Source organism: Streptomyces physcomitrii (assembly GCF_012273655.1).
GTDB classification, from domain to species: Bacteria; Actinomycetota; Actinomycetes; order Streptomycetales; family Streptomycetaceae; genus Streptomyces; species Streptomyces physcomitrii.
Genome location: NZ_JAAWWP010000011.1, coordinates 241980 through 267912, shown reverse-complemented (window position 1 = coordinate 267912; position 25933 = coordinate 241980). Strand labels below are relative to the sequence as shown.

General features: G+C 73.6%; 21 protein-coding genes. 8 read left to right on the top strand and 13 right to left on the bottom strand.

What is annotated here, in order from left to right; all coding sequences use genetic code 11:
* Positions 1–73: 73 nt before the first annotated feature.
* From HFV08_RS19490 to HFV08_RS19480, 3 genes are all read right to left on the bottom strand, one after another.
* Positions 74–832 (bottom strand): energy-coupling factor ABC transporter ATP-binding protein, encoded by a 759-nt coding sequence (locus HFV08_RS19490; RefSeq protein ID WP_168540999.1) that lies wholly within the window; start codon positions 830–832, stop codon positions 74–76.
* Positions 833–929: 97 nt separating this feature from the next.
* On the bottom strand, positions 930–1691 hold the full coding sequence (cbiQ, locus tag HFV08_RS19485; protein ID WP_168540998.1) for a cobalt ECF transporter T component CbiQ: 762 nt from the start codon (positions 1689–1691) through the stop codon (positions 930–932).
* A gap of 1 nt (position 1692) precedes the next feature.
* Positions 1693–2817: an energy-coupling factor ABC transporter permease gene (locus HFV08_RS19480; protein ID WP_168540997.1), complete on the bottom strand. Its 1125-nt coding sequence runs from the start codon at positions 2815–2817 to the stop codon at positions 1693–1695.
* A gap of 532 nt (positions 2818–3349) precedes the next feature.
* Between HFV08_RS19480 and HFV08_RS19475 the strand changes: the two genes are divergently transcribed.
* Positions 3350–3709, top strand: a complete 360-nt coding sequence (locus HFV08_RS19475; RefSeq protein WP_168540996.1) for an SsgA family sporulation/cell division regulator — start codon at positions 3350–3352, stop codon at positions 3707–3709.
* Positions 3710–3920: 211 nt separating this feature from the next.
* Here the strand turns inward: HFV08_RS19475 and HFV08_RS19470 are convergent, their stop codons facing one another.
* Together HFV08_RS19470 and HFV08_RS19465 are read right to left on the bottom strand one after the other, a co-directional pair.
* Positions 3921–6152, bottom strand: a complete 2232-nt coding sequence (locus HFV08_RS19470) for an MMPL family transporter (RefSeq protein WP_168540995.1) — start codon at positions 6150–6152, stop codon at positions 3921–3923.
* 115 nt (positions 6153–6267) lie between these two features.
* A complete protein-coding gene (locus HFV08_RS19465) occupies positions 6268–6858 on the bottom strand; it encodes a TetR/AcrR family transcriptional regulator (RefSeq protein WP_040252466.1) in 591 nt (196 codons plus the stop codon).
* A 387-nt stretch (positions 6859–7245) separates the two neighbouring features.
* On the opposite strand from HFV08_RS19465, the gene HFV08_RS19460 reads away from it, so the two are divergent.
* Positions 7246–10845 (top strand): S41 family peptidase, encoded by a 3600-nt coding sequence (locus HFV08_RS19460; protein ID WP_246341893.1) that lies wholly within the window; start codon positions 7246–7248, stop codon positions 10843–10845.
* Positions 10846–11042: 197 nt separating this feature from the next.
* Here the strand turns inward: HFV08_RS19460 and HFV08_RS19455 are convergent, their stop codons facing one another.
* From HFV08_RS19455 to HFV08_RS19440, 4 genes are all read right to left on the bottom strand, one after another.
* On the bottom strand, positions 11043–11240 hold the full coding sequence (locus tag HFV08_RS19455; RefSeq protein ID WP_168540993.1) for a hypothetical protein: 198 nt from the start codon (positions 11238–11240) through the stop codon (positions 11043–11045).
* 269 nt (positions 11241–11509) lie between these two features.
* A complete protein-coding gene (locus HFV08_RS19450; protein WP_168540992.1) occupies positions 11510–12397 on the bottom strand; it encodes an SDR family oxidoreductase in 888 nt (295 codons plus the stop codon).
* On the bottom strand, positions 12394–13317 hold the full coding sequence (locus tag HFV08_RS19445; RefSeq protein ID WP_168540991.1) for an alpha/beta fold hydrolase: 924 nt from the start codon (positions 13315–13317) through the stop codon (positions 12394–12396). Before HFV08_RS19445 ends, HFV08_RS19450 begins: the two co-directional genes overlap by 4 nt.
* The gene (locus HFV08_RS19440; protein WP_168540990.1) at positions 13314–14882 is read right to left on the bottom strand and encodes a flavin-containing monooxygenase; all 1569 of its coding nucleotides are present in this window, start codon (positions 14880–14882) and stop codon (positions 13314–13316) included. Before HFV08_RS19440 ends, HFV08_RS19445 begins: the two co-directional genes overlap by 4 nt.
* A gap of 266 nt (positions 14883–15148) precedes the next feature.
* Here HFV08_RS19440 and HFV08_RS19435 point away from each other — a divergent pair, with 266 nt between their 5' ends.
* On the top strand, positions 15149–15844 hold the full coding sequence (locus tag HFV08_RS19435; protein WP_168541033.1) for a MerR family transcriptional regulator: 696 nt from the start codon (positions 15149–15151) through the stop codon (positions 15842–15844).
* Between the two features lie 103 nt (positions 15845–15947).
* Here the strand turns inward: HFV08_RS19435 and HFV08_RS19430 are convergent, their stop codons facing one another.
* Positions 15948–16748, bottom strand: coding sequence for an exodeoxyribonuclease III (locus HFV08_RS19430; RefSeq protein WP_168541032.1), 801 nt, complete (start codon positions 16746–16748; stop codon positions 15948–15950).
* Between the two features lie 181 nt (positions 16749–16929).
* Between HFV08_RS19430 and HFV08_RS19425 the strand changes: the two genes are divergently transcribed.
* Both HFV08_RS19425 and HFV08_RS19420 read left to right on the top strand, forming a co-directional pair.
* Positions 16930–17409 carry a GNAT family N-acetyltransferase gene (locus HFV08_RS19425; protein WP_040252449.1) on the top strand — a complete coding sequence of 160 codons (480 nt, stop codon included), beginning with the start codon at positions 16930–16932 and terminating at the stop codon, positions 17407–17409.
* A 96-nt stretch (positions 17410–17505) separates the two neighbouring features.
* A complete protein-coding gene (locus HFV08_RS19420) occupies positions 17506–18525 on the top strand; it encodes an aldo/keto reductase (protein ID WP_312885723.1) in 1020 nt (339 codons plus the stop codon).
* Between the two features lie 98 nt (positions 18526–18623).
* Here the strand turns inward: HFV08_RS19420 and HFV08_RS19415 are convergent, their stop codons facing one another.
* A complete protein-coding gene (locus HFV08_RS19415; protein WP_168540989.1) occupies positions 18624–19064 on the bottom strand; it encodes a hypothetical protein in 441 nt (146 codons plus the stop codon).
* Between the two features lie 218 nt (positions 19065–19282).
* On the opposite strand from HFV08_RS19415, the gene HFV08_RS19410 reads away from it, so the two are divergent.
* From HFV08_RS19410 to HFV08_RS19400, 3 genes are all read left to right on the top strand, one after another.
* Complete coding sequence (locus HFV08_RS19410) at positions 19283–19738, top strand: hypothetical protein (protein WP_168540988.1); 456 nt, start codon at positions 19283–19285, stop codon at positions 19736–19738.
* 40 nt (positions 19739–19778) lie between these two features.
* Entirely contained in the window at positions 19779–21290 is a 1512-nt protein-coding gene (locus tag HFV08_RS32570) for a hypothetical protein (protein WP_376770666.1), read from the top strand.
* A 784-nt stretch (positions 21291–22074) separates the two neighbouring features.
* Positions 22075–23238, top strand: coding sequence for a hypothetical protein (locus tag HFV08_RS19400; RefSeq protein ID WP_168540986.1), 1164 nt, complete (start codon positions 22075–22077; stop codon positions 23236–23238).
* Positions 23239–23601: 363 nt separating this feature from the next.
* Here HFV08_RS19400 and HFV08_RS19395 read toward each other — a convergent pair whose 3' ends face one another.
* Complete coding sequence (locus tag HFV08_RS19395; RefSeq protein WP_168540985.1) at positions 23602–24267, bottom strand: enoyl-CoA hydratase-related protein; 666 nt, start codon at positions 24265–24267, stop codon at positions 23602–23604.
* A 49-nt stretch (positions 24268–24316) separates the two neighbouring features.
* Entirely contained in the window at positions 24317–25912 is a 1596-nt protein-coding gene (locus HFV08_RS19390; RefSeq protein WP_168540984.1) for an AMP-binding protein, read from the bottom strand.
* Positions 25913–25933 lie beyond the last annotated feature (21 nt).

The window sequence follows — 25933 nt, the reverse complement described above, 5'->3', positions numbered from 1 at the left end:
GAGCGAGCGGCCGGGGGCCGTTCGGTCGCGGGCCGGTTCGCCGGCGGCTGCTCGGTCGGGGGCTGTTCGGTGCTCATCGGCGGGTGCTTCCGGGGTCGAAGCCGAAGGGGAGTTCGAGGCGGTGGCTCGCCATCAGCTCCTGGTCGGCGAGGAGTTCGGCGGTGGGGGCGTCGGCGGCGATGACACCCTCGGAGAGGATGACCGCGCGCGGGCAGAGTTCGAGGGCGTACGGCAGGTCGTGGGTGACCATCAGCACGGTGACGTCCAAGGACCGCAGGATGTCGGCGAGTTCGCGCCGGGAGGCGGGGTCGAGGTTGGAGCTGGGTTCGTCCAGGACGAGGATCTCGGGGCGCATCGCGAGCACGGTGGCCACCGCGACCCGGCGGCGCTGGCCGAAGGAGAGGTGGTGCGGCGGCCGGTCCGCGTAGGCGGTCATGCCGACCCGCTCCAGCGCCTCCCGTACCCGCTCCTCCAAAGCGGCGCCCCTGAGCCCGGCGTTCGCGGGACCGAAGGCGACGTCCTCGCGCACCGTCGGCATGAAGAGCTGGTCGTCGGGGTCCTGGAAGACGATGCCGACCCGGCGGCGGATCTCCGCCATGTTGCCGCGGTCGACCGGGAGGCCCGCGACCCGCACGGTGCCGTGGCCGCCGCCGAGGATGCCGTTGAGGTGCAGGACGAGGGTGGTCTTCCCGGCGCCGTTGGGGCCGAGCAGGGCCACCCGCTCCCCGGCGGCGAGGGCCAGGTCCACGCCGAAGAGGGCCTGGTGGCCGTCCGGGTAGGCGAAGGCGAGCTTCGACACTTCGAGCGAGAGGGGTGCGGTCACACCCTCCATCCCAGCAGACGGGGCGGGGTGCGGGCCAGCGGGTGTCTCGCGGCTCACAGCGCCGGGTCCGGCCCGGGCCGCCGGGCGCTCCGGGCGCGGGCCCGGCTCACAGCGTCCAGCCGAGGACGCAGACCACCAGCGCCAGGGCGGGCAGCGCGAGGGCGTACGACCACTGGGCGCGGGAGGCGGTGATCCGGTCGATCACCGGCATCGCCCCGGTGTAGCCGCGGCTGAGCATCGCCAGGTGGACGCGCTCCCCGCGTTCGTAGGAGCGGATGAAGAGCGCGCCCGCCGACTTGGCGAGCACACCCCAGTGCCGTACGCCCCGGGCCTCGAAGCCGCGGGAGAGGCGGGCGAGCCGCATCCGGCGCATCTCGTCGGTGATCACCTCGCCGTAGCGGAGCATGAAGGCGGCGATCTGCACCAACAGCGAGGGCAGGCCCAGGCGTTGGAGCCCGAGCAGCACCTCGCGCAGTTCGGTGGTGGCGGCGAGCAGCACCGAGGCGGCGACGCCGAGGGTGCCCTTGGCGAGGACGTTCCAGGCGCCCCAGAGCCCGTTGACGCTGAGCGAGAGCCCGAGGACGTCCACCCGCTCGCCCTCGGCGACGAAGGGCAGCAGGACGGCGAAGGCGACGAAGGGCACCTCGATCAGGAGCCGCTTCGCGAGGAATCCGGCGGGCACCCGGGCCGCCGCCGCCACCGCGCCGAGCAGCGCCGCGTAGAGGGCGAAGGCCCACATGGCGGTGCGCGGGGTGGAGACCACCACGAGGACGAAGCAGAAGACCGCGGCGAGTTTGCAGTGGGCCGGGAGCCGGTGCACCACCGAGTGCCCGTGGCGGTAGAGCTTGTGGGAGTGGCCGGCGCCCATCTCAGACGGCTTCGCGGTCGGTGGGGCCGCTCGTCCCCGCGGCGGTCGCCGAGGCGGTCCCGGCGGGCGGGGTGCCGGTGGTCCGGCGGCGGCGTACCGCCCAGAAGACGCCGCTGCCGAGGAGGACGGTGCCGCCGACGCCGATCACGCCCGCGAGGCCTCCGGCGAGGCGGGTGTTGTCGATGCCGCTGACGCCGTAGTCGGCGAGCGGCGAGTCCGCGATGTCGTGCTCCTCGGCCTTCTTGTCGATGCCCTTGTCGGAGGCGACCTTCTCCAGGCCGTCGGGGTTCGCGGAGGCGTAGAAGCTGACGAAGCCGGCGAGCAGCAGCGAGGCGATCAGACCGCCGATCCAGACCTTGCGCGGGTGCGGACCCGAGGCGGCGGGCGCGGGGGCCGGGGCGGCGGCCGGGGCGTCGACGAGTTCGCCGCCGACGCGCAGCTTCAGCGGGACGGACAGGCCCCGGGCGCCGTGGACCAGGTCGGGCCGGACGGCGAGTACGGCGCTGACGGTGGCAGCGGTGATCAGGGCCTCGCCGATGCCGATCAGGACGTGCACGCCGACCATCGCGGTCGCCACCTTGCCGACCGGGACCTCGGTGGTGCCGCCGAGCCAGTACATCAGCGTGAAGGCGAGGGCGGCGGCCGGCACCGAGACGAGGGCGGCGACGAAGGAGGCCGCGGTGACCGAACTGCGGCGCCGGGGAAGGACCTTGAGCAGCGCGCGGAAGAGGGCGTAGGCGACGACGACGGTCACCAGGGCCATGTTGGTGATGTTCACGCCGAGCGCGGTGAGCCCGCCGTCCGCGAAGAGCAGCCCCTGCATCAGCAGGACCACCGAGACGCACAGGACGCCGGTGTACGGGCCGACCAGGATCGCCGCGAGCGCCCCGCCGAGGAGGTGGCCGCTGGTGCCCGCGGCCACCGGGAAGTTCAGCATCTGCACCGCGAAGATGAACGCGGCGACGAGGCCCGCGAGCGGCGCCGTGCGCTCCGCGCCGCCGAGCGCGGGCCCGGAGGCCGCCAGCTCCCGGCGGGCGCCCTTGAGCCCGACCGCCACCGCGGCCACGGCGACGACGCCGGTGGCGGCGGAGACGGGGGCGTTGATGAATCCATCGGGGACATGCATGGCTGCACCGCTTCCGGGCATCGGGGACGGTCGGGCGTCGCACGGCTTCGGGCGAGCACGCGCTGGGGGCGGGGACAGCGGCTCGGTCGAGCCGCGGGCGGCGGGCCGGGGCCCTGGCTGTGAGGACAGCCGTCTGATGATAGTGCTCTCTTGCGAAGACTTTGCAAGAGCGGGCGCAGGCCAGTTGGGGGATCGGGCCAACAGCCGCGCACCTCACGGCACTTGGACCCCTCGGGGCACGGCGGCCCCGCTCCCCGACCCGGGGCGGAGGCGGCGCGGACCCCGCGCGCACCCGGAACCCGTACCGGCCGCCCTTCCACTCCAGGGGCCCAACCGGAGTGGAAGGACGAAATGCACCTATGTCACATTGGAGGGTGAACCTCACCAGTCGCAGGGGCCATGTCCTCGAAGACGGGGCGGACAGGGCGTGACCGAGGCGGCGGGTGCCGCCGGTCCGGGCAGGGCGATCGCGTCCGGGCGGGACCGGCGGGTGCCACCTGCCCGACGACGGCAAGTCAAGGGAGCCGCACCGATGCCCCAGGCCATCAAGAAGAACCTCCGCGCCCGCATCGTCACGGATTCCGCCGAGGACCCGCGCTCCATCCCGGTCACTCTGCGCTACGAACCCGACGCCGCCCCCGGGGACATCCGGCTCAGCTTCCGCGGCTCCGGCGAGCATGTGGAGGACTGGGTCTTCGGGCGGGATCTCCTGGAGCGCGGGATGCGGGGCCCGGTGGACAGCGGGGACTTCCGCGTCTGGCCCTGCGGCCGGGTGCAGGCCATGGTCGAGCGGCACAACGGGCACACCGTGGCGATGGTCCAGTTCGACATAGCGGCCCTGGTGCGCTTCCTGCGCCTCACCTATCCGACGCCGACGCCGATCCTGCGCTGAGCCGCCGCCGGGTCCGGTACGGCCGGGGCCCCCGCACACGCCGGAACCCGGTGCCAGTGCCGCTCACACTGCCACCGGGTTCCTGTGGCGCACCGTCCCCGTCCCCACGGGCGGTGCGGTGCCGGGACCTGCCCGCCCTGACGGCGGCCCCGGCGGTCTCGGCCGGACCGGGTCCCGGGCGACAGCGCCGCCGCCCGGGACCCGGTCCGGGTCAGGCGCGGACCAGCTCCTTCTCCGCGTCCGGGTCGTCCTGGTCGCCGCGGCCCTCGTCGAGCTTGCTGAGGCCCTCGCCCTCGACGTCGACGTTCGGCAGCACCTTGGCCAGCCAGCCGGGCAGCCACCAGGCCGAGCGGCCGAGCAGCGCCAGGACCGCGGGCACGATCGCCATCCGTACGAGGAAGGCGTCGAAGAAGACCGCGATCGCGAGGCCGAAGCCGATCATCTTGATCATCTGCTCGGTGGAGCCGATGAACCCGGCGAAGACGGCGATCATGATGATCGCGGCGGCGGTGACCACCCGGGCCCCGTACCTGAAGCCCGTGACGACCGCCTGCTTGGGCTCCTCGCCGTGGACGTAGGCCTCCCGCATCCGGGTCACCAGGAAGACCTCGTAGTCCATCGCGAGGCCGAAGACCACGCCCACCATGAAGATCGGCATCATCGACATGATCGGGCCGGTCTCCTCGACCCCGAACAGACCGCCGAGCCAGCCCCACTGGAAGACCGCGACGACCGCGCCGAGGGCCGCGAGGACCGAGAGCAGGAAGCCGAGCGCCGCCTTGAGCGGGACGAGCACCGAGCGGAAGACGATCATCAGGAGCAGGAAGGCGAGCCCGACGACCAGGGCCAGATACGGCACCAGCGCGTCGTTGAGCTTCTGCGAGACGTCGATGTTCATGGCCGTGCTGCCGGTGACCATGATCTCGGCGCCGTTGTCCGCCTCGATGCCGGGGCCCGCGTCGCGGATGGCGTGGACGACGTCCTCGGTCTCCTTGCTGCTGGGCTTGAAGTCGGGCACCGCCATGAAGGTCGCGGCGTCGCCCGCCTTGTTCAGGACCGGCTTGGTGACCGGGCCGACGCCGTCGACACCGGCGATCTTCTTGGCGGCCTCGCCCGCGGCGGCCTTCGGGTCACCGGAGCCCTTGAGGTCGGTGGCGATCATCAGCGGGCCGTTGTAGCCCGGTCCGAAGCCCTCCGAGATCATGTCGTAGGCCTTGCGCTGGGTGGTCTTGGTGGGCTGGGAGCCGTCGTCCGGCAGGCCCAGCTCCAGCGAGGCCGCGGGCGCCGCCATCGCGCCGAGGGCGACCACGCCCGCGAGCAGCACCATGATCGGGCGGCGCACCACGAACCGCGCCCAGCGGGTGCCCATGTTCGGCCGGGCGGCCTTCTCGGCGGACTTCTCGCGGCCGCCGCCGAGCAGCTTGGACTTCTCGCCCGCGGGGCGGACCCGCTTCTGGGCGAAGCCGAGCAGGGCCGGGATCAGGGTCAGCGCGATGAGGACCGCGACGGCGACCGTGCCGGCCGCGGCGGCGCCCATCTTGGTGAGCATCGGGATGTTCACCACGAAGAGGCCGACCAGGGCGATGACCACGGTGAGTCCGGCGAAGACCACCGCGGAGCCCGCGGTGCCGACGGCCCGTCCCGCGGCCTCCTCCTTGCCGCGCCCCTCGGCGAGTTCGGCGCGGTAGCGGGAGACGATGAACAGGGCGTAGTCGATGCCGACCGCCAGGCCGATCATCGTGGCCAGGGTGGAGGTGTTCTGGTCGAGGTTGAGCGTGCTGGACAGCGCGGCGATGCCGGAGACTCCGGCGCCGACCCCGATCAGCGCGGTCAGCAGCGGCAGCCCCGCCGAGAGCAGCGAGCCGAAGGTGATCACCAGGACGACCGCGGCGATGGCGATGCCGATGATCTCGGTACTGCCGGTCTCCGGGGTGGCCTGGAGGGCGTCACCGCCGACCTCGACCGCGAGCCCGCCGCTGCGGGCGTCCTCCACGGACTTCTCCAGCGCCTCGCGGGAGGACTCCTCCAGCTCCATGCTGGTGACCTTGTACGTCACCTGCGTGTAGGCGGTGCTGCGGTCCTTGCTGACCCCGGCCGCCTTGAACGGGTCGGAGACGGAGTCCACCTCGGAACCGGAGCCGAGCTCCTTGACCGTGTCCGCTATGACCTTCTTGTTCGCGGGGTCGGTCATCTTCTCGCCGTCCGGCGCCTGGAAGACCACGCGGGCCTGGGCACCGTCGGCACTGGAGCCGGGGAATCGTTCTTCCAGCAGGTCGAAGGCGCGCTGCGCCTCGGTGCCCGGGATCGAGAAGCCGGTGGCGCCCGGCGAGGGGGCCTTGGCCGCGCCGAAGACCGCGAGGGCGAGCAGCGCGGCCCAGATCAGGGCGAACCAGCGCCGGCGCCTGAAGGCGAGCCGGCCGAGCTTGTACAGGTACGTGGCCACGGAGGTGAACTCCCGGTCAGTTGAGGTCCAACAGGGCAGGGGTGGGTGACCTGGCGACAGGAGCGGAGTACGCCGGGCGGTTGCGCGAGGGGAGCGCGCGGGGGTCTAGGAGGGGTCAGACGCCGAGGGCGGGGAGGACCACGGAGTCGACATAGTCACGGAGGAAGGACTGGTTCAGGGGCCGGCCGTCGACCAGGTCCCTGGCGACATAGGCACCGATGAGCATGTGGACCACGTAGGGCAGCGCGGGGTTGTCCGCACCGACCTCGCCCCGGTCCACGGCCCGCTGGAGCACCCGGCCGAGGCCGGTGACCTCCGGGGCGACCATCAGCTCGCGGAAGGCCTTGTGCAGATCGGGGTTGGCGTGGACGGCCATGGCGAGTCCCCGCATCAGCGCGGAGTCCTCCTCCATCCGGCAGTCGTCCTCGCTCTCCACGATCCGGTGGAAGTCGCCCCGCAGGCTCCCGGTGTCCACGTCCTCCAGGTTCACCCGCTTCTGGCTGCGGAGTGCCCGGACGGCGAGCTCGGCCTTGCTCCCCCACTGGCGGTAGAGCGTGGCCTTGCTGGACCGGGTGCGGGCCGCCACGGCGTCCATGGTGAGGCCGTCGTAGCCGACTTCGCGCAGCAGGTCGAGCACGGCGCCGTACAGCTCGGCCTCGCGCTCCGGCGTGATCCGGCTGCGGCGCGATACTGCCTCCGCCGTCACCGTCCTCACCCCCTCCTGCCGATGTCCGCCCGGGGCCGGTCCTGCACGTACTGCCGGACCGGCGGCCCTCGCGGAACTTCTCGACGCTTCTGATCCACACTTCTGAACGAAACGGTTTCGTACACCGAGCCTACGTCCTCCCCCCAGCGAAACGGAACAGTTTCGAGGGGGATTCGAGGTGAGGTGTCTCACCCCGCCCGAAACGCCCGCGAAGGCCGGTCGCCCCTCGTGCCCGGCCCCCGCTCCCACGAGTTGCCGGTCCCAGGCGCCGGGCAAAGCATGGGTGGGGTGAGTGAGTCCACCGAGGAGACGGCCGAGCAGCTCGCCGAGCCGTCCGCCCGGCGGCGCCGCGAGGACGGCCGCGCGGACGGGGACGCCCCCGGGTATCTGCGCTTCCCGCACCTCAGCGGCGAGTTGCTCTGCTTCGCCGCCGAGGACGATCTCTGGCTCGCCCCGCTGACCGCCGAGGGCGCGCCCGGAGGCCGGGCCTGGCGGCTGACCGTCGACCGGACCAAGGTCAGCCACCCGCGCTTCTCGCCCGACGGCAGCCAGATCGCCTTCACCACCTGGCGCAGCCTCGACCCGGAGATCCACCTCGCGCCGGTCGGCGGCGGTCCCGCCCGCAGGCTCACCTACTGGGGCAGCGTGGACACCCGGGTCTGCGGCTGGAGCCCGCAGGGCGAGATCCTCGCCGTCGCCTCGCACGGCCAGCCCTTCTCGTACTTCGCCTGGGCCCACAAGGTGCCCACCGACGGCTCCGCGGGCGGCAAGCTGCCCTGGGGCCCGGTCTCCGACATCGCGATCTGCGAGCACGGGGGCGAGGAGAAGACCCTCCTGCTCACCGGCAAGCCGCCGCACGAGCCCGCCGCCTGGAAGCGCTACCGGGGCGGGGCGACGGGCCGCCTGTGGCTGCACGGCCGGCGGCTGCTCCCCTCGCTCGACGGGCATCTGGAGTCACCGATGTTCGTCGGCGGGCGGATCGCCTTCCTCTCCGACCACGAGGGCGTCGGCAACCTCTACTCGGTCCTGCCCGACGGCGGCGACCTGCGCCGCCACACCGACCACGACGCCTTCTACGCCCGCAACGCCTCCTCGGACGGCCACCGCGTCGTCTACCAGTGCGCGGGCGAGATCTGGCTGGTGGACGAGCTGACCGCCGACTCCCGCGCCCGCCGCCTGGACATCCGCCTCGGCGGCCCCCGGGCGGGCCGCCGCAGCTACCAGGTGCCCGCCGCCCAGAACGTCGACGGCCTCGCGGTGGACGCCACCGGCCGCGCGAGCGCCGTCACCGTACGCGGCAGCCTGTACTGGCTCACCCACCGCGACGGCCCGGCCCGCACCATCTCCGACACCCCGGGGGTACGGGTCCGGCTCCCGGAGATGCTCGGCGACGGCGGGCAGATCGCCTATGTGACGGACGCGGAGGGCGAGGAGGCCATCGAGATCGCCTTCCTGCCGCGCGCCACCGGTGAGTGGCCCCCGCGCCGGGTGGCCGCCGGGCAGCTCGGCCGGGTCCTGGAGATGGTCTCCGACCCGACCGGCGAACGCCTCGCCGTCGCCACCAACGACGGCCGCCTGCTCCTCGTCGCGACCTCGGCGGAGGAGCAGGGGGAGGAACTGGCCGCGGGGATCGAGGAGATCGACCAGATCGAGGAGTGGGAGGCGGAGGAGGAAGCGGGGGCGGGAGAGGAAGCGGGGGCGGGGGACGCGGCAGGGGCAGAGGACGCGGCAAGGGCGGAGGAGCCGGAGGGCGAGGAGCCCGGGACCACTGGCCCTCGGACCACTGATCCCAGGGCCACCGATTCCGGGACCGGCGATCCCGGGACCGGCGATCCCGGGACCGGCGATCCCGGGACCGCTGATCCCAGGACAGGCGACCCCAGGACCAGCGTCCCCAGGACCGGCGATCCCAGGACCCCCGATCCCGGCCCCGTCACCGAGCTGATCCAGTCCGTCAACGGCCCCGTACGCGATCTCGCCTTCTCCCCGGACGGGGCCTGGCTGACCTGGTCGCACCCGGGGATCGGGCGCTCGCTGCGGCAGATCAAGATGGCGCGGATCAAGGACCGGACCATCGTCGACGTCACCAACGGCCGCTTCGAGGACGAGAATCCGGTCTTCACCCGCGACGGCCGCTTTCTCGCCTTCCTCTCCTGGCGCGGCTTCGACCCGGTCTACGACGTGCACACCGGCGACCTCTCCTTCCCGCTCGGCTGCCGCCCCTATCTCGTCCCGCTCTCCTCGGCGACCCTGTCCCCCTTCGCGCTCTCCCCGGACGGCCGCCCGGTGCCCGGCGGCCTCGACCCGAGCGGGGCGGCGGCCGGGGACGGCACCGTGCACGTGGAGATCGAGGGCCTGGAGAACCGGGTGGTGCCCTTCCCGGTCGCCGCCTCCAAGTACTCCGCGCTGAGCGCGGTCGCGGGCGGCGGCCTGGTCTGGCTGCGCTGGCCGATCTCCGGGGCGCTCGGCGAGACCTTCGTCAATCCGACGGACACCTCGGGGCGGCCCACCCTGGAGCAGTTCGACCTCGGCCGCGCGCGCAAGACCGAACTCCTGGGCCACCTCGACTGGTTCGCGGTCAGCGGGAACGGCGGGCGGCTCGTCCTGGTCGACGAGGGCGAACTGCGCTCGGTGCCCGCGGGCGACCCCGGCGACCTCGACGCCACCGTCTGGATCGACCTGCGCCGCATCCTGCACGAGGTCGACCCGCCCGCCGAGTGGCGGCAGTCCTTCGACGAGGCGGGCCGCATCATCCGGGAGTTCTTCTGGGAACCGGAGATGTGCGGCATCGACTGGCCCGCGGTGCTCGACCAGTACCGTCCGCTGGTCGAACGGGTCGCCTCCCCGGACGAGTTCGCCGATCTGCTGCGCGAGGTCCTCGGCGAGCTGGGCACCTCGCACGCGTACGTCGCCCCCGCCCGGCGCAACGAGGGGCCCCCGCACTACCAGCGCGCCATCGGCCTGCTCGGCGCCAACCTGGTCCCCCGGGACGGCGAGTGGTACGTCAGCCGGATCCTGCCGGGCGACTCCTCGGACTCCAAGGCGCGCTCCCCGCTGGCCGGCACCGGGATCCGCGAGGGCGCGGCGCTCACCCATGTCGACGGCCGCCCGGTCGACCCGGACGCGGGCCCCTTCCCGCTGCTCGCCGCGGCGGGCGGCACCACCGTCGAGCTGACCTTCCGCCCGGCCGAGGGCGGCGGCCGCACCCGCCGGGTCGCGGTGGTCCCGCTGGTGGACGAGCGCCCGCTGCGCTACCAGGACTGGGTGGCCAAACGCCGGGCCGTGGTACGGCAGTTGAGCGGCGGCAAGTGCGGCTACCTGCACATCCCCGACATGGGCGGCTCCGGCTGGGCCCAGTTCAACCGCGATCTGCGGATGGAGGTCTCCCGCCCCGCCCTGATCGTGGACGTGCGCGGCAACGCGGGCGGCCACATCAGCGAACTCGTGGTGGAGAAGCTGACCCGCACCATCCTCGGCTGGGACCTCACCCGCGACGCCCAGCCCGTCTCGTACGCCTCCAACGCCCCGCGCGGCCCGGTGGTCGCCCTCGCCGACGAGGCCACCTCCTCCGACGGCGACATGATCACCGCGGCCTTCAAGCTGCTCGGGCTCGGCCCCGTGGTGGGCAGCCGCACCTGGGGCGGGGTGGTCGGCATGACCGGGCGGCACCGGCTCGGCGACGGCAGCGTGATCACGGTGCCGATGAACGCGGCCTGGTTCGACGCCTACGGCTGGTCCATCGAGAACCACGGGGTCGAGCCCGACATCGACGCGCTGCGCACCCCGCTCGACTGGGCCGAGGGCCGCCACGCCCAGCTCGACGACGCGGTCTGGGTCGCCCTCGACCTGCTCGCCAAGGAGCCCGCCGCCTCCCCGCCCGACTACAGCGCCGTCCCGGACCGCCGCCGCCCGCCGCTGCCACCCCGGCCGGGCACCTCGGACCGGGGCAGCGACGGCGAGGACCCCGGGCAGGAGGAGAAGGCGTAGGACCGGGGGTCGCAAGAGGGCCGGGGTCGCAAGAGGGCCGGAAAGGAAGAGGGGCGGAAGGGGAGCCGAGGGCAGACAGCCGCACCCCCTCCCGTACGGATGTCACGTACGGGAGGGGGCGCGGTGGAGAAGGCGCGGGCGCGGGACCTTGGCGGATGCCCCGCTCAGGCCCTTCAGGCGCTTTCGCAGCTCGTCGCTCAGGCCTCGTACAGCTCGTCGGGGCGCTCGGCGCGCAGCGGGGTGCGTTCGTGCCGGTCCTCGCGGCGGGTGCCGGGGCGGGGGTCGGGGCGCGGGGTGGCGCGGGTGCCGGGCTGGTCCTTGGTGTCGCGCGGCTGTTCCTCGGCGCGGGCGGCCAGCTGGTCGGCCTTGATCCTGAACTGGTCCCTGAGGCTCATCGAGTCCCCTCCCGTGGGGTCTTGGGCGGTCGGGCCTCGACCAGACTGCCACGGGCGGACATCTCGTGCATTTCGATCAATTCGCCCTGGTGAGGCGAGGGCGCGGGCGCCCCGGGAGCGAGGCAGGAGCCGCGCCCGCCCCCACAGCGCGCGCGGCTCCCCGCCCCCGGACTCCGGCTCAGACCTCAGCCCTCAGCCCTCACCCCGCGGACTCCAGGTCTCAGACCTCAGCCCTCAGCCCTCACCTCGTGGGCTTCAAGCCCCAGCCCTCAAGCCGAGCCGCGTGCCGACCGCGTCTGCTCGTCGGCCTCGCCGCCCGCGCCGACCAGGCCGCGGGAGATCTGGCCGGCGCGCCCCTCGACCTTGCGCACCTCGCGCGGGCCGAAGGTGCCGATGACGCCCGGCAGATAACCGCGCACCGACTGCATGCCGCGCAGCCACCACTGGGCGTAGACATGGGTGGCGCGGCGCTCGACGCCGGTGACGATCCGGTCGATGGCCGGGCCGAGCGGATAGGTCTTGTTCATCGGCCAGGGCAGCCGCTGGCGCAGTTCGCGCATCACGTCGTCGCGGTCGGCGCCGCGCACCATGTCGGTGTCGGTCCAGGAGAGGTAGCCGACGCCGACCTTGACGCCCTTGTGCGCGACCTCGGCGCGCAGGCTGTGCGCGTACGCCTCCACCCCCGACTTGGAGGCGCAGTACGCGGACATCATCGGGGCGGGGGTGATCGCGGCGAGCGAGGCGATCTGGAGCAGATAGCCGCGGCTCTCGACGAGCGCGGGCAGGAAGGCGCGGCCGGTGACGGCGGAGCCGATGAGGTTGACCTCGATCACCCGGCGCCAGGACTCGGGGTCGGAGTCGACGAAGGGGCCGCCGGTGGCCACCCCGGCGTTGGCGACCACGATGTCGACGCGGCCGAAGCGGGCCTTGACCTGCTCGGCGACCCGGGCCATCGAGGCGTGGTCGGTGACATCGGCGTACCAGTGGTCGCTGTCGGTGTGCAGCCGGGCGGCGACCCGCTTCAGCTCGTCCTCCTCCAGGCCGACCAGCGCGATCTTCGCGCCTCGCGCGGAGAGCTTGCGGGCGAGCAGCTCGCCGACACCCCGGGCGGCTCCGGTGACGACAGCGACCTGTCCGTCCAGACTCTTGCGGCTCATGCGGCGGCCTCCTTGGCAGGCAGGTATGCGGTGGTGAGTTCGCGGATACGGTCGTTGACCGCCTCCGGCGCCTCGATGGGCGACATATGGCCCACGCCGGGCAGCTCCAGCAGCCCGACGCAGTTCGGCAGGACGGCGACCAGGCCCTGGGCGTTCACCGGCGGGGTGAGGCGGTCGGCGGTGCCGGCGACCACGGCGGTCGGCACCGCCAGGTCGGCCACGTGGTCGGTGAGTTCGAGGGTGCTGAGGACCAGTCCCCAGTCGTGCCGGGCCCGGGTCGGGCAGGCGTGCACGATACGGGCGCTGGCCTCCACCTTCTCCCTGACCGTGCCGGGGCCCATGGTGGCGTAGCGCAGGGCGGCCCTGGCGAGCGGGGTGACCGGGCCGAGCGGCAGCCGGGCGGCGAGGATCTGCCGGGTGAGGCGGGTACGGATCCTGCCCTCCCGCAGCGGCAGCACCGTGGAGCGCTGGGCCAGCTGGGAGCAGCCGGTGCTGGCGAGCAGTGCCGCGGCGGCGTGCTCGCGGAGCGCGGGGCGCCGGGCGGCCGCCATGATCGTCATGCCGCCCATGGAGTGCCCGGCGAGGACGGCCTGCTCACCGGGGGCGAGGGTGGCGCGGAGCACCGCTTCGAGGTCGTCGGCGAGGAGTTCGGTGCGGTAGCCGCCGGGGACCTGCGGGGTGCGGCCGTGGCCGCGCTGGTCGTAGGCGATGACCCGGTGGTCGGCCGCGAGGTCGCGGATCTGGGCGGCCCAGAAGGCGGTGGAGCAGGTCCAGCCGTGGACGAGGACGACCGCGGGCGCCCGGTCGGGGCCGTGCACCTCGGCGTGGATGACGGCGCCGTCCGCGGAGGTCGCGGTCACCCGCCGCCGCGGCTCCGGCGGGGCGAAGGGGCCCGAGGTCACGTGCGGGGCGCGGCTCATGCGGCACTCTCCTGCTTCCGGGCCCGGCCGCGCTCGGCCTTGGCGGTGCCCTGGGTGGTGGTGGTCGCGTCCGTCCCCTGTTTCACGGGCGGCCGCAGGATGTCGTACTCGGCGAGGTCGGCATAGCGCGTGGCGCGGCGGAACTCGGCGGTGGTGCCCGGCCAGACGGTGGTGTTGCGGCCGGAGGCGTCGAGGTACCAGCTGTTGCAGCCGCCGGTGTTCCAGACGGTGCGCTCCATGCGCTGCTGGACGAAGTCGTTCCAGCGCCCGACGGCTTCGGGGCGCGGGTCGAGGGCGGCGCGGCCGCCGAGGACGTTCAGCTGGCGGAGGTAGTCGGCGAGGTAGTTCAGCTGGGACTCGATCATGAGGATCATCGAGGAGTTGCCGAGGCCGGTGTTCGGGCCGATGACCGTCATCAGGTTCGGGAAGCCGCCGGCGGTCGCGCCGCGCAGCGCCGCCATGCCGTTCTCGGCCCAGCTCTCGGCGAGGGTGCGGCCCTCGGCGCCCACCACACGCTCCGCGATCGGCATGTCCGTGACGTGGAAGCCGGTGCCGAAGACGATCGCGTCGACCTCGGTCTCGGTACCGTCGGCGGCGATCACGGTGGAGCCGCGGACCTCGGTGAGCCCGGAGGCCACGACATCGACATTGGGGCGCGCGAGCGCCGGGTAGTAGCTGTTCGACAGCAGGATGCGCTTGCAGCCGATGCGGTAGTCCGGGGTGAGCTTGCGGCGCAGCTCGGGGTCGCGCACGGCGCGGGCGATATTGGCCTTGGCGAGGCTCTCCACCAGGCCCAGTTCCCCGGGGTGCTTGGTGAAGGCCTGCACCTGGAGCTCGCGGATGCCCCAGAGGATGCCGCGGCGCAGCTTGGTGCTGGCCGGGAGCTGCCGGTGCAGCCAGCGCTCGGGCGCGGTGATCTTCCGGTCCACCCGGGGCATCACCCACGGCGGGGTGCGCTGGAAGAGGGTGAGCCGGGCGACGTCCCGCTGGATCGCGGGCACGATCTGGATCGCCGAGGCACCGGTGCCGATCATGGCGACCCGCTTGCCGCGCAGGTCGTAGTCGTGGTCCCACCGGGCGGAGTGGAAGACCTTGCCGGGGAAGGAGTCCAGGCCGGGGATGGCGGGGATCTTCGGGTCGGACAGCGGCCCGGTCGCCGAGACGACCACATCGGCGGTGAGGGTGCCGCTCGCGGTCTCCAGCTCCCACCACAGCTTCTCGGTGTCCCAGCGGGCGAGCTTCACCTCGGAGTCGAAGCGCAGGTGCGGGCGGAGCCGGAAGGTGTCGGCGACGTACTCCAGGTACTCCCAGATGTGCCGCTGGCCGGAGAAGGTGCGCGGCCAGTCCGGGTTGGGTGCGAAGGAGAAGGAGTACAGGTGCGAGGGGACGTCGCAGGCGCAGCCCGGGTAGCTGTTGTCCCGCCAGGTGCCGCCGACGCCGCTCGCCCGCTCCAGGATCACGAAGTCCGTGATGCCCTCGCGGCGCAGCCGGACGGCGGCGCCGAGTCCGCCGAAACCGGAACCGATCACCGCCACCCGTACATGCTCGTGCTCGTGCCCGCTCATCGGCTCCTCCTCGCGTGCGGCCCCATAAACCTTGCCAGTAACCACTGGCACAATGGGAGAGTAAGGCAGGAGTTAACTGGTGGGTAGGGTTCCGGCCGGAAAAGTTACCGCGGGTAGGTGAACCAGGTCCGGACCTGCGGAAACGACGGTTTCCGGCAGTACGCGGCGCCCGCTCGCGGCGGTCCCGGCGCCCCCGGTGCGGGCGGCGGGCTCTCCCGCGGGCCCTGAGGCGGACCCCGGACACCGCCTAAGCTGCGAGGGTGGCGATGGAGGAACAGCAGTACCGGGTGGACGAGCTGGCCAGACTGGCGGGCATCACGGTGCGCACCCTGCGCTTCTACCGGGAACGCCGGCTGATCCCGCCGCCCCGCCGCGAGGGCCGCATCGCCTGGTACGACGACCGCCACCTGGACCGGCTGCGCACCATCTCGGCCCTCCTGGAGCGCGGCCACACCCTGAGCGGCATCGCGGAGCTGGCCGAGGCCTTCGACAACGGCCGCGACGTGGGCGACCTGCTCGGCCTGGGCGCCCCCACCGAGGAGACCCCGGTCCGCCTCACCCCCGAGGAACTCTTCGACTACTTCGCCGACGACGTCACCCCGGAGAACCTCGCCGCCGCCCTCGAACTCGGCTACCTCGGCACCTCGGGCACCGAGTTCGTGCACGTCAGCCGCCGCCTGCTGGACCTCTCCTCGGACCTGGTCGGCCGGGGCATCCCGCTCGCCGAGGTGCTGCGCGGGGCCACCGAGGTACGGCGGCACGCGGAGGCCCTGGTCACGATCTTCGCCGACATGGCCCTCGCCCACGCCTCCCTGGAGGAGGTCCAGGAGATGCGCCCGATGGCCAAGTCCATCGTGGAGGCGGAACTCTCCATGGCGATGGACCGCCGCTTCGCCGAGGAGTTCGACAAGCGCCGCCAGGACGCGGCGGCGCGGCGACCGCAGGACGGTCCGGAGGAGTAGGCGCGGCGCGGAGGTCTCGGGCGCGGCGCGGCGGGATGGGACGCGGCGCGGTCGCACCGGGCGGCCCGGGCGACCGGAGCCCGGCCCGCCGCCGGGGACCGCCTCAGCTCCCGTACGTCACCGTCACCGGGGCGTGGTCCGACCAGCGCTCGGCATGGCTGGCGGCCCGCTCCACCCGGCCCTTGAGGGCGCGCTCCGCGAGGCCCGGGGTGGCGACGTGGTAGTCGATGCGCCAGCCGGTGTCCCGGTCGAAGGCCTGGCCCCGGTAGGACCACCAGGAGTACGGGCCCTCGACGTCCGGGTGCAGGCGGCGCATCACGTCCACATAGCCGCCCTCGCCCTCCCCCTCGCCGAAGACCGCGCCGAGCCACTCGCGCTCCTCGGGCAGGAACCCGGAGTTCTTCCGGTTGGCCCGCCAGTTCCTGAGGTCGGCCTCGCGGTGCGCGATGTTCCAGTCGCCGCAGACCAGGACCTCCCGCCCGTCGGCCGCGGCGCTCAGCCGCAGCGCGTCGAGATGGGCACGGAAGGCGGCCATGAACCGCCACTTCTCCTCCTGCCGCTCGGTGCCGACCTCACCGGAGGGCAGATACAGGCTGGCCACGGTGACCCCCGGCAGGTCCACCTCCACATACCGCCCGCTGCTCTCGAACTCCTCGGCGCCGAAGCCGATCCGCACCCGGTCCGGCTCCCGGCGGCTGTAGAGGGAGACCCCGGCCCGCCCCTTGGCCGCGGCCGGGGCGTGCACCACGGACCAGCCCTCGGGCGCCCCCGCCTCGGGCGGCAGCTGCCCCGGCTCGGCGCGCACCTCCTGGAGGCAGACCACCTCCGCCTCGGTCACGGCGAGCCACTCCACGAAGCCCTTCTTGGCGGCGGCCCGCAGTCCGTTCACATTCACACTGGTCACAGTCAGCACCCCGGCACGATAACCGCCGGGTCCGACAACGGGCCGGGGAGCCGGACGAGCACCACCCTCACCCCGCCGCACGCACCGCGCCCCCGGCCCGCGACTCGTCGTACTGTGGCCGTTGCCTCACCCGCCCGTCACGACTCCTCCCCACCCTACGCATAGAAGTACGATTACCCGCATGGATATACGTCCGGTCCCCTTCGACCACCCCGACGCCGTCGCGCTCAACGACCGCGTACAGCTGGAGTACGCCGAGCGCTACCAGGACGAAGGCGACATCACACCCCTGGACCCGGCCATGTTCGCGCCGCCGCTCGGCCTCTACCTGCTCGCCTACGACGGACGGCTCCCGGTGGCCACCGGCGGCTGGCGCGGCCAGGAGGAGAACGAGTGGGGCTACTCGGACGGCGACGCCGAGATCAAGCGGATGTACGTGGTCCCGGAGGCCCGCGGGCGCGGACTGTCCCGGGTGCTCCTCGCCGCCCTGGAGGACGACGCCCGGCTGCGCGGCCGGACCCGGATGGTCCTGGAGACCGGCACCAAGCAGCCCGAGGCGGTCTCCCTCTACACCTCCGCCGGATACGAGCCCTGCGCCAAGTTCGGCCACTACCGCTTCCACGAACTCAGCCTCTGCTTCGCCAAGCCCCTCCTCGGCTGAACCGCCGGGCCTGAACCGCCGGGCCTGAACCGCCGAGCCACCGAGCCCCCGCAGCCCCCGGCCGGAGGGACGCCACCCGCGCCGTAGGCTGGCGCGGTGACCATCGCGGACTCCCCCTCAGAACCGGAACCTGCACCCCTCGCCACATCGGGCCCGACTCCCGGGCGCGCGGCGGGCCTTGACGGCAACCGCCTGCTCTACGGCTGCATGGGACTCGGCGGCAGCTGGGACGAGACGCCCTACGGCACCGCCGAGATCGACGAGGCCGAGGCCGCGATCCAGACCGCGCTGGACAGCGGCATCACCGTCTTCGACCACGCCGACATCTACCGGCGCGGAAAGTCCGAGGCGGTCTTCGGCGAGGTCCTCGCCCGCACCCCCGGGCTGCGCGAGCGCATCGTGCTGCAGACCAAGTGCGGCATCCGCCAGGCGGACGGCACCCTGCCCGGCCTCTACGACCTGCGCGCCGCGACCATCGCCCGCCGCGCCGAGGAGAGCCTGACCCGGCTGCGCACCGACGTCCTCGACGTCCTGCTGCTGCACCGCCCCGACCCGCTGGCCGACCCCGCCGAGACCGGCGAAGCGCTCTCCGCGCTCCACCGGCAGGGCCTGGTACGGCAGTTCGGCGTCTCCAATATGAGCGGGGCGCAGATCGCCCTGCTCAAGCAGCACACCGACGTACCGCTGGTCGCCAACCAGCTGGAGATGAGCCTGGCCCGCCGGGACTGGGTCGAGGACGGCGTCCTCCTCAACACCCCGGCCGCCGCCCGCAGCGGCTTCCCCACCGGCACCCTCGAATACTGCCTGCGGCACGGCATCCGCCTCCAGGCCTGGGGTGCCCTGGCCCAGGGCCGTTTCACCGGCCGCCAGCAGACCCCCGAGGAGCGGGCCACCGCCGCCCTCCTGACCACCCTCGCCGAGGCCAAGGGCACCACTCCCGAGACCATCCTCCTGTGGTGGCTCCAACGCCACCCGGCCCGCATCGCCCCCGTCATCGGCACCGCCCGCCCCAGCCGCATCCACGCCTGCCGCGACGCCGCCCTGCGCCCACCGGAACTGACCCACGAGGAGTGGTACGTACTGTGGGTGACGGCACGGGGGGCGCAGCTGCCGTGACCGGGCGGGCGGCGAACGTCTCGACGCACCGGTACGCCGACTCCCGGGCAGCGCACCGGTACTGACGTCGACTCAGCGGTCGGCGCCCTCGTCTCCGCTCACCGCGGATCCGGGCCGTGGAAGGTGATCGAGCCGTGGAAGCTCTGCCCCTGGATCACCGGTCCGTGCTGCACCCCGCCGGAGATGGTGTTGGTCACCGTGACCCCGGTGCCCTTGCCGGTCTCGGCCTCCAACTCGGCCAGCAGGCGGCGCAGTTCCTCGGCGGCCTCCGGGTCCTCGCGCAGGGCGCGCCGCATCCGCTGGCGCCAGGCGAGCTGGATGTCGCCCGCCTCCTCCTCGTCACCGGAGTCCCGGGCGGCCACCAACTCCCGTTGCGAGGAGCGCAGTTCCTCCTCCACCTCGGCCACGGCCGCCTCGCCGCCGCCCCTGCCGAGAAAGCGCGCCAGCCGCGAACGGCCCTGCTCCCAGGCCTCCGACAGCATCAGACCCACCACCGCCGTCGCGGCCGACGAGGCCAGTCCCGCCAACTCAGCTTCCATGAAACCCCCTTGCCACGGTGCGTACCCGCGCGGATGCGCTGAGGCCACCGTAGGGATCCGCATCCGGCTTGGGAAGCCGCCCCCACGGTGCGGCGCCCGGGCCCGGGGCCGCCGCCTTTCCAGCAGGCCGGGGCGCTGCGTAGGGTGCGGGGGTGCCCAGTACGGATCAAGGAGACCCCCGGCCGCGCCGCGCCGGACTCCCGCCGCACTGGCGCACGGTGCCCTACGAGCGGTCCGTACTCGGCGTCGTCCACAACGTCACCTCGGCGACCCGCCTCCTGGACATCCTGACCGTCTTCGACGGCGACCCCCGGGTGCAGCTCTTCTTCACCTGCACCGGCTCGTCCCCGTTCACGGCGGGCGTACGGGAATTCGCGGCGCGGCACGATTTTCCCCTCATTCCCTGGGACGAGGCGAAGGAATACACCTTCGACCTCGCGGTGGCCACCAGCCGCGGCGGCGGACTCCACGAGATATCCGCCCCTCTCATAGGATTCCCCCACGGCGCCGGATACAATAAGAAACTCAGCCGGAAGCCGGAAGCCGGAAGCCGGAAGCCGGAAGCCGGAAGCCGGAAGCCGGAAGCCGGAAGCCGGAAGCCGGAAGCCGGAAGCCGGAAGCCGGAAGCCGGAAGCCGGAAGCCGGAAGCCGGAAGCCTTCGGGCTGACGGCTGAATGGCTGCTGCACGAGGGGGAGTTGCTGCACTCCGCGATCGTGCTCTCGCATGAGGAGCAGCGGGAGCGGCTGCGGGCGGGCTGCCCGGAGGCGGTGCCCGTGGCGCACACCCTCGGCGATCCCTGCGCGGACGAACTGGAAGTCTCCGCGCCTTTCCGGGAGGAATACCGCACCGCCCTCGGAATCGCACCGGGCCAGAAACTCGTGGTGATCACCTCGACCTGGGGGACCCGTTCGCTGCTGGCCCAGGAATGCGGTCGCCCGGAAATCCGGCACCGTATTCCCTTCGCCCTCGTGCACCGCGCGCTCGCCGAACTCCCGCGTGACGAATACCGCGTTCTGGCCGCCGTCCATCCCAATGCCTGGTACGGCCACAGCGGCCGTCAGATCCGCTCCTGGCTGGCGCCCTATCTGCGCGAGGGGCTGCTCCTCCCCCGCCCGGAGAGCGACACCTGGAAGGCGGCGCTCTGCGCGGCCGATGTCTTCCTCGGGGACCATGGCTCACTGACGCTCTACGGGGTCCGGCACGGGCTGCCCGGGGTGCTCGCCGCCTTCGACGAGGACACCGTCGCCCCGGACTCCCCCATGGCCCTGCTCGGCCGGCTGCTGCCGCGCACCGCCCCGTTCGTCCCGCTGCGCGCACAGCTCGAAGGCGCCATGCGGCAGCAGCCCGGCGATCCGGACCTGGCCCGGGCCGCCGGGGCCCTCACCTCGCGCCCCGGCGAGGCCCTGCGCGCCATCCGCGCGCTCTGCTACGAGCGACTGCGGCTCCCCGAGCCCGCCCACCCGGTCCACGCCCGCCCCGTACCGCTGCCGCCACCGGATCCGTCGGTACGGACCGCCCCGCTGCCCCCTCCGGTCCTCGCCGAGGTACGGCCGGTCGCGGGCGACCGGGAGCGGGTGCGGATCCGGCGGTACCCCGCCTCGCTGCACCGGCCCGCCGACCTGGAGCCGCACGACCCGCACCTGGTGGTCACCGCCGGTGAACCCGGGCCCCGCTGGGCGCACACCGCCGAGATCGTGGTGGCCCCCCGCGCCGCCGACCCCGCCCGGGCCGCGGCCGAACTCTTCCGGCGCCACCCGGGCTGCGCACTGGTGGCGGTTCCGGACCCCCGTGACCGCGCCCGCAGCACCCTCGTCCTGCGCGAGGGCGCCGGCCACCGCAGCTACCGGGCCCGTTGGGAGAACCCGGCCTGGTGGTCCGACACCGCGGCGGCCGCGTCGGTCCTGTACGGACGGCTGAGCGAGACCGAAGACGAGGCCGAGACCGAGATCCAGGCAGAGGCGGAGGCGAAGGCGAAGGCAGAGGCGGAGGACGCGGTCGGCACGGAAGGCACCGGGGCCCCCGCCCGCCGGATCACGGTCGGCATCGGCGCCGCCGGGCCGGGCCGCGACACCGCCCCCGGCTCAGTCCTCGTCCTGACCCGGGTCGCCGGCTCCGGTCCGACCGAGGTCGCCGCCCCCGGTGCCCGGCCCGTCGAGGGCGGCGAGCCGGCGCAGGGCCTCCTCGGCGCGGAGGCTGCCCAGGTCCCGGTAGAGGGCGAGCGCTGACTCCCAGTCCGCGCGGGCCGGTTGGGGCCGCTGCGCGGCGTGGTGGACGTCGCCGCGCAGCAGGAGGGCGTCGGCGTGGTCCTTGGGCGCGTGGACGGTGCCGTCCCCGTGGGCGGCGAGGGCCTCGCCCAGGCGGCCGAGGGCCTCCTCGTGGCGGCCCCCGGCGAGCAGGGCGCCGCCGAGGCGGCTGAGGCTCTTGGCGGCGTTGACCGGGTCGGGGAGGGCGGCGAAGTCCCGGTGGGCCGACTCCAGGAGGGCGGCCGCCTCCTCGTGGTGTCCGGCGGCGCTCGCGGCGTTGCCGCGGTGGAAGCCGAGCAGGACCCGGCCGCGCGGATGGTCGACGCCCTCCAGCGCCTCGGCCGCCCGCGCGAAGAGGTCCATCGCCTCCTCGGGGCGGCCCTCCCGTACCGCGATCTGGCCGAGGCCCTCCAGGGCGGAGGACTCGGTACGCGGGTGACCGGCCGACTGGCCTTCTTCCAGAGCCTTTCGGTAGTGCCCGGCGGCACGGGTGAGGTCGTCCGCCGCGCCTCGGTCGAGGTAGCAGAAGGCCAGCTCGTACCGCATGCGGGCGCGGACCAGTGCGGCGTCCTGAGGCAGGGCCTCGGCCGCCTTCAGGCTCGTACCGCATGCGGGCGCGGACCAGTGCGGCGTCCTGAGGCAGGGCCTCGGCCGCCTTCAGGCCCCACTGGCAGACCTCCAGCCAGTGCGCGTGCTGTCCCCGGGGGAAGTAGAAGTCCCTTAACGCCTCGGTCAGTCGAGTGGCCGCCGCGTACCGCCCGCGGTCATGGGCCAGCCGTACGGCGGCGGAGGCGTTGTCCAGTTCGGCGGTCATCGCGGCGAGTGCCTGCTCGCGGTCGGCCAACTCGGCGGTGAGCAGGGCAGCTTCGGCGAAGAGCGGCCCGAAGTGCCAGCGTGTGGAGAGCTGGTGGGCGGCGGCGGTGGTGCGCCGCAGATACCAGTCGAGCAGCACGGTCAGGGCCGCCGCGTCCCGCTCCGGGTCCTCGGGGAGCTCGCGGGCGTACTCGTGGCCGAAGCGGGGCATCCGGCAGCGGCCCGGACCCGCCGGTTCGACGAGCTGTGCTTCCAGGAGCTGCCGCCGTACCCGCTCCCCCGCGGCCTCTCCTCCGGCCAGGGCGCGCAGCAGGCCGTCGGCGAACTCCGGGGTGGGGTTGAGGCCGAGGGCGCGGTAGGTGTGCCGGGCGGCCGGGCCGAGGGTCTGGTACGCGGTCGCCCAGACGGAGCGCAGGGCCAGCTGCCGGGAGTGCCAGGACTGGTCGTAGGCGCCGTCGGGCTCGTCCTCGTCCAGGGCCAAGGTCAGCACCTCCAGGGAGGAGCGCCGGGTCCGCAGGCGCCGGGCGAGCTCTTCGACGCCGCCGCCGAAGGGGTCGGCCGCGAGCACTCCCGCGATCCGGGCGGCACCCGGCAGCCCGCCCAGCAGGCCGACCACCGCGCGCACCGCCTCCGGCGCCAGGCCCTCCGGTCGGCCCGCGAAGCGCAGGAAGAGTTCGGTGCAGGCCGCCTCGTCGAGGGCGCCGACCGGCAGCGGCGCGGGCCGGGAGGGCACCGCCTGGCCGAGCCCGCTGAGGCGGCTGCCGCTGGCGAGCAGGACCATGCCCTGCGGATGCCCGGGCAGCAGCGGGCGGACCTGGCCGGGCCGGGACACCCCGTCGAGCAGCACCAGGCAGGGTTCCGCCGAGGTGAACGACCGGAAATGCGCCGCGAGAACCTCCGGTACGGCCGACAACTCGGCCCGGGGGACCTCCAGTTCGGCGAGGAAGCACTCCAGGACGGCCACCGGGTCCGCCGGGCCCGAGGCGCCCGCACTGAGGTCGTAGTAGAAGATGCCGCCGGGGAACTCCCCCGGCCGGTCGGGGGAGTTGGCCCAGTGCGCGAGCAGTCCGCTGGTGCCGACGCCGGGCGGTCCGGTGAGCGCGGCGACCAGCGGTGAGGTCCGCCCGGCGCGGGTCGCGGAGAGCCGGTCGAGGGCGGCGCGCTGCTCCTCGCGGTCGACGAACTCCTCGGGCGCGTACGGGAGCATGCGGGGGACGCGCCGGTTCCGGGCGGCCGGGCCGTGCAGCACCAGGTTCTCGATGTGGTTGTGCGCGCCCTGGAGGACGACACCCTGGGTGCCGCCCGCCACGCCGTTGTTCACCTCGTCCACCCGCAGCCCCCGCCAGCGCCCGATCGTGCCCGAAATCCTCCCCGGAGTCTGTCAGCCGGCCCCGGCACCGGGGAGGGATTCGGGCCAGGTGGCGTGTCCGCCCGCCGCGCCGGGGGCGGTTGCCTCAGCGCACCGCCGCGCCGGCCGCGGTCACCGGGTGGGGATCGCCAGCGAGGCCACCGTCTCCGAGTACAGCGTCTGCTTGATCTGCCCGCGGGCCGGGGTGGACTTGGCGGCGAGGGGGCGGGCCAGGGCGATCGCGGCGGCGAGGACCTCCTCGGCGGGGGCGGCCGCCTCGACGATGCCCGCGGTGCGGGCGTCCTGGCCGCCGTAGCGGCGGCCGGTGGTCATCGCCTCGTGGGCGGTGGCGGGGCTGAGCCGGGCGCGGATCAGGTCGGACATGCCGCGCTGGAAGGGCAGGCCGAGGTCCACCTCGGGGAGGCAGAAGTAGCCGCGGTCGGCGCGCATCACCCGCAGGTCGTGGGCGAGGGCGAACATCGCCCCGGCGGCGAAGGTGTGGCCGTTGAGGGCGGCGACGGTGACCACCGGGGAGACGAGGGTGCGCGAGAGCAGGGCGTGCACCCGGTCGAGGTAGGCGGCGGCCTCGTCGCCGTGGGCGCCCATCCAGTCCAGGTCGAGGCCGTTGGACCAGAACTTGCCGCTGCCCGCGGTGACCAGCGCCTTCGGCCCCTCGGCGGCCTCCACCTCGTCGAGCGCCGACTCCACCTCGGCCAGCCAGTCGGGGTGGAAGCGGTTCTCGTCGTCGGGGGTGAGGTGGAGGACGTAGACCTCGCCGTCCCGCTCCAGTTTCGGCATCGTGTGTGCTCCTTGTGAGTTGCGGCTCCGGGCCTCGTGCGGGGCGCTGTCAGGCCCCCGGAGTCAGTGTCAGGCCTTCGAGCTCGCCCTGCTCGTATGCCCGCACGATTGCCCGGCGCTGGAGCTTTCCGCTGCTGGTGCGCGGGAGTTGGCCGGGGCGCAGATAGTGGACGTGGGCGGCCTCGACGGTGACGCCGACCGTGTGCACCAGGTGGTCGACGATCTGCGCCCGGCTGCCCTCGACGTCCTCGCGCGCCTCGCGGTCCACCTCGGTGAGGACGATGATGTCCGGGCCGATCTGGGCGACCGCGCTGCGGCCCTCGCGGACGAACGGCAGCTGTTCCACGGCCTGTTCGAAGTCGGCGGCGAAGTAGCTCTGCCCGCCGACCTTGATCCGGTCGCTGATCCGGCCGGTGACGAAGAGTTCGCCGTCGTCGAGGAAGCCGATGTCCCCGGTGGCGTAGAAGCCGTCCGCCCCGCCGAGCGGTTCCCCGCGGTCGAAGTAGCCGGCCGCGAGGCTGCCGCCGGACAGCTCGATCTCGCCCAACTCCCCTTCCGCGCACGGCCGTCCGTCCTCGTCCCGCAGCCGTACGGTGAACTCCGGCATCGGGCGGCCCACCGAGATCGACGGGAGCCCGGAGGGGGACGGCACGGTGCGGATCTCGCCGCCGACCGGGCGGCTGGCGACGAGCAGCACCGCCTCGGCCATGCCGTAGCAGGGCATGAAGACGTCCCGGCGCAGGCCCGCCGGGGCCATCAGGTCGAGGAAGGCCCCCAGATTGGGCAGGTTGATGGGTTCGCTGCCGAGGTAGATCGAGCGGACGGTGGACAGGTCCATCTCCGCGAGGTCCTCGGGGTCGAGGTCCTGCATCAGCTTCAGCGAGTAGTCGACCGCGAAGTTCGGGATCACCGTGCCGATGGCGCGCTCCCGGCCCATGTGCTCCCACCAGCCGCGCGCGTCGAAGAGGAAGGTGACCGGCTCGGCGAGCAGCAGGTCGCAGCCGATGGAGAAGCAGGAGAGCATGCCGCCGACCAGGCCCATGTCGTGGTAGAGCGGCAGCCAGCTGCTGACCCGCTCCTCGGGCGTGCGGCCGTCGGTACGGGTGATCATCTCCAGGTTGGCGCGCAGGGCGCCCTGGCGGACCGGAACCCCCTTGGGGAAGCTGGTCGAGCCGGAGGAGAACTGCACGAAGGCCAGCTCCTCGTCGCCGGGCGTACGCAGCCGGGCGCCGGGCTTGCGCAGCCCCGCGGGCGGCAGCGGGAGCCCGGGCGCGGGCAGGTCCAGCGGGGCCAGGCTCGGCACCTCGAGGACCCGCTCGGCGGCGAAGTCGCGGGCGACCCGGCCGAGGAACTCCTGGTAGGCCTCCCGGGGGGTGTTCATCACCAGCGGCTTCACGGACAGCGGCAGCGCGCCGATCTCCATCAGGCCGAGGAAGGCGAGGATGACCGGGGTGGAGGTCTCGAAGGGGAAGAGCACCCGGGTGCCGGGGCCGACGCCCTGTTCGCGGAAGAAGTCGGCTGCGGCGGCGACCCGTTCGGGGAAGTCGCGGTAGGCGAGGAACTCCGGCGGGTCGCTGTACTTCTCGTACAGGTGGAGGCCGCGCTCGGGCGGACACTGCTGGTTGCGCTGGATGTGTTCGAGCACCGGGGCCTCTCCGGTAGGTGT